Consider the following 13644-nt stretch of genomic DNA (forward strand, 5'->3'; position numbering starts at 1 on the left):
GACAAACTCGATAAACCTGCATTAAAGCCCCTTCTTAGGCAGCGTTACCTGTACACCGAAACCAAACGAGCCAAAGTTGGCCCCGACTACCACATTGAATATTGCCGGCACTATTACTCAGTCCCTCATCAGCTCGTGGGTCAACATGTTGAGTTAGAAGCGTCCAATCGTCTGGTGCAGATCTATCACCGAGGCAACATGGTCACTCAACACCCACGCAGCCAAAGAGAACGTGGCAATAGCACAAAGCCAGAACACATGCCTGGTCATCATCACCATCAAAAGTGGTCACCAGAACGCTTGCTCAGTTGGGGAGCGAGCATCGGCCCAGCGACTCGAGAAACCATTAATAAAATCCTCCTCGCCAAGCCTCATCCAGAGCAGTCTTACCGATCCTGCCTTGGGTTGTTAAGCCTGAGCAAAACGCATGGTGAGTCGCGTTTGGAACAAGCCTGTCAAGACGCACTGATGTTAACGAAACCCAACTACACCTTCATAAATAATTTGCTGAAGAGCCATCGTGAAGGACAGATGAGTAAAGACAATACGACCACACCCAATATTATCCATAGCAATGTTCGAGGCCCGAACAGTTACCACTAGGAGAGTCCAAATGAATAGAGTCCACGATCAACTCAAAAGCCTTCGCTTAAGCCAGGCTGCGAAAGCCTTAGAACAGCAACAAGAGCAACTGACTACCTATGCAGAGCTGGACTTCGAAGAACGATTAAGTCTGCTGCTAGAAAGTGAAATCTTGAACCGTAACCAAACCAAGATCCAGCGTTTAAAGCGACAAGCAAAACTCAGGCTGGATGCTCAACCCAGTCAACTTGTCTACAAAGAAACACGAAACCTTCATCGTAAGCAGATGAGTGAGTTACTAACGGGCCGTTATCTGTACAAACACCAGAACATCTTAATCACTGGCCCAACAGGGGCAGGTAAAACGTATCTTGGTTGTGCACTGGCGACCAGCGCCTGCGATCAACAACACGCTGTTAGATACTATCGGTTAACCCGCCTTCTCGACGACCTGAGTGCAGGTCGATTGGATGGTTCCTATCAAAAACAACTCCAGTCGCTGGCTAAGAAAACCTTATTGATCCTCGATGACTGGGGTATGGAAAAACTGACCCAAGAGCAGGCAGGACACCTATTAGAAGTGCTTGAAGATCGTTATCAAAATAGCAGCACCATCGTCATCAGCCAACTTCCCGTGAAGGAGTGGTACAACATGATTGGTAACGCCACAGTGGCAGACGCCTTAATGGATAGATTGGTACACAATAGTCATAGGATAGAACTGGGAGGTGAATCAATGAGAAAACTGGCGTAATCCGGCCACTTAGAGTAAAAATAAGACGAGAGAAAAAAGGCAAGATCAGGTGGCCGGATTAAACCGAAATGGGCGATCGCAATCACCGGAATACGCAATCAAAAACTCTTGCTTCAAGATACCATTCACTCTTTCTGCTAATGCATTTTGATAACAATCATACTTACGGAACTGACGGAAGAGTTTCGAATACTAAGAATTTAAGCAGGTTTGGAAGGCTCGATTTAGTTGACTATATCGGCTTCTCCGGATTGTAATGTAGCTAGATTGTTGTGAACGGTTAAAAGACATTCCCTTAGAATAGCTACCTTTTCTTCGGATATTCCTTCTACGGCGAGGAGGTTGATCACCTCCGCCTTTGGTACGAGAACAGACTGTAAGCTACGGCCCTTCGGCGTTAGGTAAACTAGACGCCTAGGCTTCCCTTCAACAATAGGACGCAATTCAAGTAAGCCAGCTGCTTCCATTCTTTTAACGACGGAATTAGTTGTCGGCTCAGACAAACCAACTCGTTCACTAAGTTCGCGTTGGGATAGTCCTTCTTCACTCCATAGTTCTCGTAGGTATGACCAATATCCATGGTTCACACCATGTGGTTGGAGCTGGCTCTCTAGACAAACTTGAAAATCTCGGACTACTTGACGAACGATATGAGCAAGACGCTCATATTTGATTGCCACTGTACCGCCAATATTTTCTGGAGTTTGACTTTTAGCTGTAAGGGTATTTTTCATTATTAAAATTTCATATCTAATTGTTTATAAGTACAGTTTTAGCGAAATAGAATTATTAACCCAGCGGGAAAGTATATTCATGATACGTAGCTGATTACTGGATGTTCAAAGTACTTTGCAACTCTCTTTGGTTTTTGTTGCAGAATCCTCATGTGACTAAGCACTTTACCTGCTAAATTTTCTTGATTTCTAGCTGGTGCCGAACTTCGTATCCCAGCCTTAAGGTCAGCGTTCAAGTATTCATCTGGATTCAGGTCTGGTGAATATGATGGCAAATAGAAGACCTCGATCTCATCCTCATGACGCGCTAACCATGCTTTTACCAACTTGGCATGGTGTACCCGAAGATTATCCAAAATGAGAAATACTTTTCGCCCTGCATCTTTTATCAGCCGCTTCATAAAACACAGTAGCACTTTCGCGGTCATGTTTTCTCCATACATCATGAAACGGACCGTTCCTTGATTATTAACCGCTGAGATCATATTCGTTGAGAAGCGTTTGGCATTAATTTCTATAACGGGTGTTTTTCCTTTTGGTGCATAACCTCGACTGTGCTGGCAGTCATTTCGAATACCTGTTTCATCGCCCCAGTAGATCTCAGCACTCTTCTCAAAGGCTCGGCTTTTGATCTTAGGGTAAGTGTTATCCAACCATTTTTTAACCGCTTTTGGTTTGCGCTCGTAAGCCCGTTTTGCTTGCTTCTGAGGGGCATACCCCCAACGTTTTAAATAGTCACCGACCGTGCGAATAGCAATGTGAATACTCCACATCTGTTTGACCACGGCCTGAATTGCTTTTCGATTCCAGAGTGCAAAGGGCAGCTTCATTTGGTCTGGATTTTTGTCACAAATTAACTTTTTCAAGACTGATTCTTGAGCTTCAGTGGGCAGCCTTTCCTCTGCTGATCTTCGGCCTCTTTGTCCCTGTTTTATCGCCACCTCACCCTTTTTCACCCAAGCCCTAATCCAGCGGCAAACAACGCTATAGTGAATACCTACAATTTCTGTTCTCTTTTTGTCTTGCTGGAACGGCCGGATAGCCAAGTCTCGATTGTGTTGTTGAATTTCAGGTGTGAGCTTACGTGCGTCTAATTTTTTCATACATGAATCTTAACACATGATTACCTCTTTTTCTGCCTGGTTAATAATGGATCAGCTTTTTTTGAAATGGGATGAGTGGCGATATGCTTGGGAGCATTACGATTTGTGAATCCAGATTGTAATTTACAGGGTCTTTTACTAGCACGGCCAAAAGATATAATTTTGGCCGAAAGCGTACATTTTACCCTAAACTGCTATGGCCTAATTGTCTCTGGAAGATGCGAATAAGTCCCGCGCATGAGACAATTCATTTTTAACCTTCGAGCCTGACCATGTCACATCAACTCACTTTTGCCGACAGCGAATTCAACAACAAGCGTCGTAAAACACGCAAAGAAATTTTCCTTTCTCGGATGGATGAATTGATGCCTTGGGACCAGCTTGAAGCCGTTATTGAGCCTTTTTACCCCAAAGCAGGAAAAGGAAGAAGACCGTATCCGTTATCCACCCTGTTTCGTATTCACTGCATGCAGCATTGGTACAACATGAGCGACCCTGCTATGGAGGATGCGCTTTATGAAATCACGTCCATGCGTTTGTTCGCTGGATTGTCGTTAGACAGTGCTATCCCGGATCACACGACCATCATGAATTTTAGGCACTTACTGGAAAAGCATAAGCTCTCCCGTCAGCTGTTCAAAGAGGTCAACAAGTGGTTGTCCAGCGCTGGTATTTATCTAAAAGAAGGCACGATTGTCGACGCCACTATTATTGAAGCGGCTAGCTCGACTAAAAATAAAGCGAAAGCACGCGATCCAGAAATGCACCAGACTCAAAAAGGTAAGCAATGGTTCTTCGGGTTAAAAGCTCATATCGGCGTTGATGCTAGAACTGGGCTGAGTCACAGTCTAAGCACAACGGCAGCTAACGTACACGACATCACAGAAACAGAACATCTGCTTCATGGTGAGGAACGTTTTATCTCGGCGGATTCAGGTTATCGAGGCGCTCAAAAACGAGAAGAGCTTAAAGACATCAAAGCGGATTGGTTGATTGCTGAAATGCCAAGCAAAGTGCGCCTTCTCAAGAAACATCCAAGAATAAACAAGCAACCTATCCGAACGGAATACATAAAAGCCAGTATTCGAGCAAAAGTAGAGCACCCCTTTCGAATCATAAAGCGTCAGTTTGGTTTTAGGAAAGTCGTCTATCGTGGCTTAGAGAAAAATAATAACAAACTGTCGATGCTGTTTGCCTTAGCCAATGTGTTCAGAATTGACCAGATGATACGAGCTACAAGGGGTTAATCCGTTTAAAAGCCCGTAAACAAGGCCGAATGAGCGTGTTTAAGGGCTAAAAGTAATGAAATGGGTGACATTTTTTGTTTTTTAGCCGAGTTAGAAACACTGGCTAAGGTTAGATGTCTTAATCGTAGTTTCCCTCTCAATAGAGCCATTTTATTTGATGGTACACTTTGGATTATCTGGTTCGAGCTGAAGGATAACAGTACTCTGCCAGGGCAGTTTCCAAAATAGGTCAACTTTTACGCCTAAAGAAGAAATACACAAGCTAAAATTTTATAATAAATTAATTATCTTTATTATCATATAAGCTCCGCAATAACCGCACTCATATTCGATCGACCAATTTAAGAAGCACCATCACAAGCAGGCATTGAAAACGTAAATTTTCTACTTATTAAAATGTACGTTTGAAAAAGTAAAGTTTCTGTAATAACATTCATGTGCGTAGTAATAGCTTTTTTGAAGCCTGAAAACATAAGAGATTTAGACAAAAGTGCGAGTTGTTCATATGAGTTCGATGTGGTCAATTTTGATATAGGTTTGATTCAACAATGAGTGAGGTAGAAATGGATCATAATGATGCTTATCCTAGATTGCTCATTAGAGAAGATATCAACCAAGAGCTACTATTGCCATCCAGCACTTTAAGTAACGTTCAAGACAATCCTGCTATCGCCTATTTATTAAGCCTAGGTTCAAAGCGCAGTAGGCAGACCATGCAATCATTTCTTAACATTGTTTCAAGGATGATTGGATTCGATGACTTAAAGCACTGCATTTGGAGTTCATTAAGGCGCCATCACGTTCTGGCCGTACTCGAAATGCTCGCCAGCACCGAAAAAGCCCCAGCAACCATTAATACTTACCTTTCAGCACTAAAAGGCGTTGCTCTTGAAGCCTGGACAATGAAGCAGATAGATACAGACAGCTTTCAGCATATCAAGCAAATCCGCTCAGTAAGAGGTTCTCGCCTCACGAAAGGTCGAGCGCTTGAAAGGCGTGAAATCCGACGCCTTTTTGATACTTGTGCCGGCGACCACAGCGCTATGGGGTTGCGAGACGCTGCGATTTTAGGTGTTCTTTTAGGTTGCGGGCTGCGTAGATCGGAAGTGGTGGCTCTTGATATTGACGATATGATCTATAAAGATAAGGCGCTAAAAGTGCTTGGAAAAGGCAACAAAGAAAGACTGGCCTTTGTACCAAACGGCTCTTGGGAAAGACTCGAGCGATGGATTCATGAGGTTAGGGGGGTGTATTCCGGCGCCCTATTTTCAAGAATAAGGCGATTTGATGATGTCACAACCTCAAGGCTATCTGATCAAGCTATTTATCATATCCTTGAAATGCGTCGAATAGAGTCGAGGATTGAAAAATTTGCCCCTCACGATTTGCGTCGTACCTTCGCCTCAGCAATGCTGGATAACGGCGAAGATATCGTCACCGTCAAAGACGCTATGGGTCATTCGAGCATCAACACCACTCAAAAATACGATCGCCGAGGGGATGAGCGACTAAGAAGAGCAAGTGAGCGCCTTGGCATTACTGATTAAACAATATAAGTAAATTGGATAATACATTTTCAAATTTTACTTTATTAACCCACTACATATCGACACACCAAATAATTATTTAAACTATTTTATTTCTTTGATCCTTTCGCCATTACGCCCTGCTTCGATTGACACACAGCTGTATACTAAGCCCCATCTTTTTCTTTTTTAAATCAATATCTCGCTATTCCGTTCATTACAGTCAAGAAAACTTCTTTGTGTGTTTGCTGGTGACCTTTGGTTTACTGCTTTTCGACAAAAATGAGTTGATGCGACATGGGCAGGTCTAGATGACAAAAAGTGAATTCTTTCACGGACGAAGCTGCTCTAATCTCTCTGAGTGCCTCGACTTTGACTCATGCCTTTGTAGCCCTCCGTAGAGAACTGCACATGTATATTTTAGATACATTTAATGCACTTTAATCTAATTAAATCAGCAACTTATAAAATAATAAAAATTAAATAAAAGGTGCATTAAAGTGCTTTAACAGCTATTTTTTGGTCACAAATTGACAATAGCATACTTGCAAAAATGCACAATTAATAACCGGGCATAAAGCAACCTAGACTTACCAAAATTTATTAGACAATAGCTGCCTCCAACACATACATCATCGCGAAAGCATACCTTAAGCCTTCGATAGCCCTGCCTGTTTCGGTGTTAATCAAGTTAACGCCTAACCAACCATACTTGCCGACTTTGGCATCGCTGTTTGCTAAACCTGTCAGAATGACACGTCGATTAGAGAGGTTTAAACACTTTCTCCAATGCGGTAGACAAACTTTTTTAAGGTTATTGCCTGATTGCTTTTGCCCATGCAACAACGTAAATGACAACGATACCTTATCGTTAGTCAGTGTACTTAACGCATCGATGACTGGTTCGGCGGAAGCAATGTCAGTAAACCTGAATAGGTAGTTACGCTTTTGGGTATGTTTAGAAAAACCGTTTAATAGAGCTTGCAGTTTGACTGGGTCTTTTTGGGCCATAATTTGAAGACGGTCTACTACCTCGACATAAGCATTTTGATCAATGTCGATGTTTCTTGGCTTGGCTGGCAACGGTAGCGTTTCGTTTTGATAGCGCTCTAAATTGATTTTTCTTGAGCAGTTTCCAACACCGTCAGAAGCAATCTTATGTCTTTCTAAACTGAGCAGAGATAAGAGATTTCTTTCCCACTTCTTGATCTCTGATGCATTGATTCCAGTTTGCTCTGATAACGCGTCATACTGCTTATATTCATCGATTATTAACACTGGGCTTTGAATCAATTTAAACAATATTTTTCGACAGTCATCAAATTTTCTGACCGTATTATTGGCAATAAGCTCCAATCTGAAATTGGAAATCGCAGCAGAAAACATCACTTGACTAGGCTGCGGCAAGATTCTTTTGTACTTCTTATGTAGACCCAAACGATACCCATCAGCACCATCACGCAACCATCGATAGATAGTAGTTAAAGATTGCCCTGATGCATCCGACAACATCTCTGCCGTTGGCATTATTCGTTTTTCAATCGAAACGCGAGCAAGGTAATCCATACAATGAATGTAATGTTCCAATGTTGTCTCTGGCGACGCGTGCCCCATCAGTATCGATAACGCATAAAGGTGTCTTCTGGTTGGATCTTGGCTCGCGTATAAGTAATGCTTAAGAGCTGCATTATCAGCCAACCAGCTCTGAGTTTCTGGGTGCTGTTCATAGATGGATAGCTGACAAGACTCCTCACTCATCAGTTTTAATAATGTCAGAGTTGCAAATGAATGACGAAGGTTGTGATATCTAAGGGAATCATCCCCACATACAGCCCTCATCACTCTGTGTATAACAGGAAATACCAAATCGGCATTTATGCAGTTATAACTTTTTGATGCGCATGCAAAAAGAAAAGGTGAGCTACTTTCGCCACTATCAAGCTGCCCACGCCTCTTGTTTAACCAGTCTCTGAATAACAACAATTCATCGTGACTTAGAAAGTTTCTCAACTCGAAATGGCGCTTAGCATTGTTTGTTTTAAGTGTACGATAATGGTGAGGTCGAACAATAAGGTAGCAATTTTCATCGCCCTGGATGTCTTCTACTCTCAACTTTAGACCTTCGCTTTGCCTAAGCCCACAGCGGTATCCAAGAATAAAGATTAATCTGATAACGACATTCACCTCTGGTGATAAGTCGAGCTCATCAATACCTTCCAATGTCTTCAGGACATTTAAGTATTCGTCTACAAGCAGAATATTCGCATCAACTGGCAACGGTGAATTTTGAATTCCAAACACTTCTCGTGAATCAATAGCGTCAACATAGTGGTAGTTTTCCAAATATTTCTGGAACCGATCCAGCATACTGGCCAATTTTCTTTTTAAACCAGCCGATGAAACTGTACCAAGAAGCTCTTCATATAACCCTTCTAAATCTTCAGAAGAGTACAAACTCATATCATCTTTTTGCACCAAACCTGACAGTCGAGAACCGACCGAGCACATCATATAGGCAATACGTTTTGTTTGTAGATTTGTGAAGTCATTACTACCAACACTTGCTAAGTGCGCACCCCACATCAGCACCAACCTTTGCACCGGCTCCAATTCCATATCGTTCTTAAGAATAACCGAAATATCACGCTCCAAGCTTTCCTTGCTGTCTGACTTTTTGATGTGCTTTTCAACCCATGTCCAACTTACAGCCTGACTCTCTTCTTCTTGCTCAGATGTGTTCGACATTGAGTGCGAATCATCAAGCGATAAATATTGATCACTAGGAGCCCAAGCAGGCTTAACAGGTGAATCACTATTTTCGACACCATCACCAAGAGCAAAATAGCCCGCCAAACGATTAATAGCGCTCGGCTTTAATGAATGACTAATAAACTCTCGATGACAATATCGAACAACAAACGAGGGCACGACCTGCTCATAATGAACAGACACAACATTAAGAAGAGCCTTAAGGTTCATTTTCTTAATTACGAGATTTTTTTTGAAACTTTTAGGCAGGCTAGAAAAAACACCTTGAATAAGAGACGTTATTTTCTTTTTCATCTCTTGTTTTTGGCCTGTTATTATTTCAATTTCTGAGAGCTGACTCTTGAGCAGAAGTGTTTCAGTCAGTGTATCTGGATACCAGAAACGACTTTCAGAGTGCAGATACTCTCTCGTTTTTAGATCTAAAGGCCAAATTTTTTGACTGTTTACAAAATAAGGTTGTTTAGACGAATTAACCAACAAACCGTATAAGCCTTCTACTGACAGAAGACCACCATACACAATCGATGACAGTAGTATTTGTCCTCTTTTAACGTCATCCTTGCAATTCGGTTGCTTCAAAGATTCAGATAAAGCGTTAACAATATCTTTATATAAAACGACATATCGATTAAGTCTCAAAGGCGTTAGTCGCCCAGCCTCTCGATGCATTTTTTGTGTTAACGCTGGAAGAGTAACACTACTGTCTAACTCACCTATTTTTTTCAAATACAGGACCAGTACCCTTAGCACCTTCGACACCTGAACAATACCTTCAGCCTCTAGCTTGCAGGTGTTGATAAATCGATTAAAAAGCTTGTTAACATTAAATTTTTTACGTTTTTTATCATCTTTGTATCCGATAAGAATAGCTTTTGAATCTGTGGTTTTATCTTCAGCAAGCCAAGTCATAAAGTACTCAAAATAATGCTTTTCGGAGTCAGCTATGTCAGCTTCAAACTTATTAAATATCGGCAATCTCTTTTCTGTTACTTCAGCTCTCCATGAGGCGTTAGACTCAATTTCTTGCGCTTCAAACATCAGCAAGCCCTCGTTCAATCGTAAAACTCAATTCGTTAAGCATATCGTTAATATTCGGTGCCACCATCTCAAGAAGCTCAATGGGCGAGCACGTTGAGAATTTACCCCAAGGTTCTTGGCCTGCTCCCCAGTGCCCCATAAACGCATTAATCAACTCACCTCTCACTCCTTTTTCTATCAAATAGGTGCGAATAAATCGACGGTTAGTGTTCATCGGTAGATTCAAAAAAGAGGCTTGAAGCTCAAAGCTTAGGCTAGGTTTAATTTCTGCAGAATGAAGATCTTTATCGAGATAGAAATAGTCTTGTATGTCTATTAGTGAATTGTTATTAATAGCCAAAAAGTAAGTGGTGTTTTTGAGTTGCTCGACGTGCTTTTGATAGGCCTCTAACTGCTGACAAACGAGTTTAGGTAATATACATAATCGTGAGTTATAAAAATCATCACCATCTTTATCAGAGATAACGACCGTTTTCGTGGCTGAATCAAAAGCAGTTAAGCAAGCAAGCGGTGAGCAAATAGCACGCACTCCCGTTCCATACGCAAACATCTGAGCGGTGTAATATGTCATCATGTTATGAACATTCAAAATTTCACCAGAATCTTTTGCGGATTTGATCGCACTTTTACTTTCCTTCACCATATTAATAATGCTACCCAGCGTCGGGCATAACGGTGAAACGGACAGTGTATTTACTACAGGTAATTTAGCGGCTTCTGACTTGATAAAACTAGGCAAAGAAACATCATCACAGAGATCTCCCCAAACCTTATGCCTAACCGATTCAAGGTAACTAGGCGAAGGCGCGCTGTAATGCAAAAGCGTCTTTCCGAGCGGAAGATACTGACCAGTGGATAAGATCGTAACCGCAATATCAGCTGTTTGATGAGTTATATGAGCGGGTAAAAAATTGGCAATTTTATGCTCATTCAGTCGGTTACTATCAGGTAATAAGCGCAGCAAAGCGTTTAAAATACGTCGGTACTCAGGTAGCTTCTTTTTAAAAATCCTCCCCACTTCTTTTTTTTCTAGCTGCTCTTTATGCTGCTCTTGTAGAAAATTAGCCAGACCAAACTCATCAGGAATTTTAATATGTGATTCAACAACTCGGCATTGCTCTAAAACATCTTGAGTCATCCGTTTTGCGCGTCGAACATTTGCAACCTTGAGAAGCCAAAACCGCTCGCCACTCACCAACACCGATGTTATCTTTGCTTTAGAAGCAAGGTGGTCAGCAGACCACCTGGTACCGTGAGTAACATCTCTTAAAGAGCAACCGGTATATAACATCAATAAAGCAATTGGCGCTGCATGAGAAATCAAGTCATTATAAAACGCAGGCCGACGCATTACGTCTAAACAAAGTTCAACAAGCTGAGCGATTTCAACGTTGGTAGCGTTAGAAAATTGACAAATCAAATTTTGATTAGATTGTACAACTTTAGTAATTTGTCGATTCGTGAGAATGTTGTTACAGCTAGGTGTTGGGTCTTCAACACTAATAATCTCATCATAATCGCCCTGTTCATCATCTTCTAAATCGGCGTATTTAGCCTCTTCCTCAGGTAACAAAGCTGAAGTCTTTCTTATCTTGATACTGTTAACAGGGATACTATTTGAACCATGCCCAAAGCCCGTCGCCTCAACAATGCAGTTGTCATCAATCAAAATAGACTCGCTGATAGTGCCCGAGTGATATCGGCAATAGCCGCCATGCCAGCCGGAAGACTTTCGGTTATAAGGCTTAGCTTTGCCGCGCTTTCTTGTCGCGTTGACACCTCTACGCTGAGACTCAAAGCTTATCCACCTCGAAATCAATGGACTCATTGTTTGACGGTAGATTGGGCGCTCCTCTGTAGCCGAATCATCACGTGCCGCTATAATATCTTCACACCATTCCAACACATTAATGTCATCACAAAAAAATTCTATCTCGTCATCATCAACATTATTATCTGACCAATTACGAATAAAAAAGCCAGCTGTTGATGCAGCGCTTTGATGTTTTTTCGAGCGTTTTTCTTGGTCTTTGATGTACATCGAGAAGGTCTTAGGCGAATGATTCAATGATGAATAAGCCGCAAGCACAATGATCTGTAACCCATGAAAATTGTTGATATATTCATTATCTTCAAGAGTATTCATAAGCATCGAATAAATGGGGTATCGCCCCCATTGGCCCTGCATAGGGTGTCTTCGATCTTCAACAACATCAGGTCTTTCATGCCATATAAAAGCATCCACTTGCTTCAACAAGGTTATGTGCTTTTCCATAAAATCAGCAAAGAGACTTAGCCCTAATAATCTCTCACCAAACACATCTTCTAGCAGTGAAAGGTCATCGCATTCATCCCTGACACTTTCGATGGCGTCACTGATGTTTTCAACACAAAGATCGATAGCACGCAAATGGGGCGGGATATGACACAGATTACAAAAATGAAGTATAAATTGACGAGATTGTTTCGCCGTCAAATTGGCAACGGTCAATTTCTGTTTCTTCATCTCTTTAAGAAAGCGATGCAAACAAGAGCCGTCAAACTCGACAGTTGATGAACGATGGGTACTCAACGACTGATCTCCTGTATTGTTCTAGCATCTAACCCAAACAACGCCGCAAACTTCTTGCTACTACAAGATGCGAAGAAAGATTGCTTATACAAAGGGGAAAACGAAGGCAGGAGCGTGTCAAAGGTTTGCTGAAGCAAGCTCTTTTTTGTACTGTATATAATCGGAAGGCCCAACACTTCCATCGTGTTTAGTCGTTTCAGAGCCAGCCCCATTTTCCCTGTGAACCAGCGGACTGGCACTTTTTGCTTCTTGTCTAAAGTATTAACAGCTTGCACATATGACTGAATTCCAGCAACGCAGTATAACTTGCCGTCTTCTCGCACTAATACGATCGGAGATAGTGTCAAATAATCCAACACTTCATTCCGTTCTAATGGAAGTAACTCTCGAACAAAAGCAGGAAAGCTGCGCAAAAAAGCCATCACCTTGGGGTGAATGCTATCAATATCGGATAAAGCGACATCACATGATTGGTCTGTAATGCAACTATCTGAATGGGTGTCAACAAAATCACCAGCTTTCACTTTGGTCTGCTTTGACTCACTGAGCTTCGGCAGAATAAAAGGTACATAACTTGCGGTTTCGAGGTCACTAAAAGACCGAGAAGCATGTAATTCAAACTCAGTCACACAACTCATATCCCACAACCTTAGTTTGAGCAAACTTAACTGTTGCTCACCAACATCAACAGATGATATTTCTGTGCCAAAAGAAATGTTGCAGTCTGAAATTACGCTTTTCAGATAGGCATGTGATTTTTCTTCTGCTCTAGCCTGCGCAAATGACAGCTGAGCTAAGCGGAGTTTCCGTTCTTTGCCATCACGCTCATAACAAATAGACGCTGTCTCTGCGTCATACCCAACATTAGAACCTGTTTTCAACAACAAGGATCCAAACGCTTCAAATTGATTAACGAAAAGACCGTAACCTTTTTCTTGAAAATGGAGATACACGAACCCTTTCGAGACTTCTATTAAACTTACATCCATACCTTTTTCCCAATAAAGAATGTTATGCGTTCGCATGACAGCAAACACCGTTAACAAAGCCTCACTTGAAAAGCGCCACTATATTGGTAAAGTACAGACTCTCACCTCCGACCTTACCAGCGGCACGATTAAGCTGGCCTTGGTTGCTTAGATGTCTATATCGTTTACCAGACGATTAGACTCTATGAACCGATGACATCTCTGATGTCGTCGGTTATTTCATTAAATCACTCTCTCAATTCTTAACCCTCCACTTATCCTGTTATTATATACAGCACTAACTCCATTTCGATACTGCACAAATAATCAAACAAATTCAAGTCGATTGTT

9 protein-coding genes are annotated in these 13644 nt (G+C 41.8%); 4 read left to right on the forward strand and 5 right to left on the reverse strand.

What is annotated here, in order from left to right; all coding sequences use genetic code 11:
- Positions 1 to 603 (forward strand): Mu transposase domain-containing protein (locus tag BUA59_RS22760; protein ID WP_425435132.1); only part of this gene is annotated, 603 nt, incomplete at its 5' end.
- Between the two features lie 10 nt (positions 604 to 613).
- Entirely contained in the window at positions 614 to 1336 is a 723-nt protein-coding gene (gene istB / locus BUA59_RS22765; RefSeq protein ID WP_072842383.1) for an IS21-like element helper ATPase IstB, read from the forward strand.
- A gap of 224 nt (positions 1337 to 1560) precedes the next feature.
- Here the strand turns inward: istB and BUA59_RS22770 are convergent, their stop codons facing one another.
- Complete coding sequence (locus BUA59_RS22770) at positions 1561 to 2070, reverse strand: MarR family winged helix-turn-helix transcriptional regulator (protein ID WP_072842384.1); 510 nt, start codon at positions 2068 to 2070, stop codon at positions 1561 to 1563.
- A 77-nt stretch (positions 2071 to 2147) separates the two neighbouring features.
- Positions 2148 to 3173: an IS630 family transposase gene (locus tag BUA59_RS22775; protein ID WP_072842385.1), complete on the reverse strand. Its 1026-nt coding sequence runs from the start codon at positions 3171 to 3173 to the stop codon at positions 2148 to 2150.
- A 272-nt stretch (positions 3174 to 3445) separates the two neighbouring features.
- Here BUA59_RS22775 and BUA59_RS22780 point away from each other — a divergent pair, with 272 nt between their 5' ends.
- Both BUA59_RS22780 and BUA59_RS22785 read left to right on the forward strand, forming a co-directional pair.
- Positions 3446 to 4420 (forward strand): IS5 family transposase, encoded by a 975-nt coding sequence (locus tag BUA59_RS22780; RefSeq protein ID WP_072842386.1) that lies wholly within the window; start codon positions 3446 to 3448, stop codon positions 4418 to 4420.
- Between the two features lie 548 nt (positions 4421 to 4968).
- A complete protein-coding gene (locus tag BUA59_RS22785; protein ID WP_072842387.1) occupies positions 4969 to 5967 on the forward strand; it encodes a tyrosine-type recombinase/integrase in 999 nt (332 codons plus the stop codon).
- Between the two features lie 582 nt (positions 5968 to 6549).
- Here the strand turns inward: BUA59_RS22785 and BUA59_RS22790 are convergent.
- From BUA59_RS22790 to BUA59_RS22800, 3 genes are read right to left on the reverse strand one after another with little or no spacing between them, the layout of a single operon-like run.
- On the reverse strand, positions 6550 to 9753 hold the full coding sequence (locus BUA59_RS22790; protein ID WP_072842388.1) for a site-specific integrase: 3204 nt from the start codon (positions 9751 to 9753) through the stop codon (positions 6550 to 6552).
- The gene (locus BUA59_RS22795; RefSeq protein WP_072842389.1) at positions 9746 to 12325 is read right to left on the reverse strand and encodes a hypothetical protein; all 2580 of its coding nucleotides are present in this window, start codon (positions 12323 to 12325) and stop codon (positions 9746 to 9748) included. The genes BUA59_RS22790 and BUA59_RS22795 overlap by 8 nt, the downstream gene beginning before the upstream one ends.
- Positions 12322 to 13314, reverse strand: a complete 993-nt coding sequence (locus tag BUA59_RS22800) for a hypothetical protein (protein ID WP_139248962.1) — start codon at positions 13312 to 13314, stop codon at positions 12322 to 12324. The genes BUA59_RS22795 and BUA59_RS22800 overlap by 4 nt, the downstream gene beginning before the upstream one ends.
- Between the last annotated feature and the right edge of the window lie 330 nt (positions 13315 to 13644).

It is taken from the genome of Marinomonas polaris DSM 16579 (assembly GCF_900129155.1).
Classification (GTDB): Bacteria; Pseudomonadota; Gammaproteobacteria; order Pseudomonadales; family Marinomonadaceae; genus Marinomonas; species Marinomonas polaris.

Bases quoted from the DNA above. Each gene is read 5' to 3' on its own strand.
- BUA59_RS22775 (WP_072842385.1), bottom strand. From the start codon at position 3,173: ATGAAAAAATTAGACGCACGTAAGCTCACACCTGAAATTCAACAACAC.
- istB (WP_072842383.1), top strand. From the start codon at position 614: ATGAATAGAGTCCACGATCAACTCAAAAGCCTTCGCTTAAGCCAGGCT.
- BUA59_RS22790 (WP_072842388.1), bottom strand. From the start codon at position 9,753: ATGTTTGAAGCGCAAGAAATTGAGTCTAACGCCTCATGGAGAGCTGAA.
- BUA59_RS22785 (WP_072842387.1), top strand. From the start codon at position 4,969: ATGAGTGAGGTAGAAATGGATCATAATGATGCTTATCCTAGATTGCTC.
- BUA59_RS22780 (WP_072842386.1), top strand. From the start codon at position 3,446: ATGTCACATCAACTCACTTTTGCCGACAGCGAATTCAACAACAAGCGT.
- BUA59_RS22800 (WP_139248962.1), bottom strand. From the start codon at position 13,314: ATGGATGTAAGTTTAATAGAAGTCTCGAAAGGGTTCGTGTATCTCCAT.
- BUA59_RS22770 (WP_072842384.1), bottom strand. From the start codon at position 2,070: ATGAAAAATACCCTTACAGCTAAAAGTCAAACTCCAGAAAATATTGGC.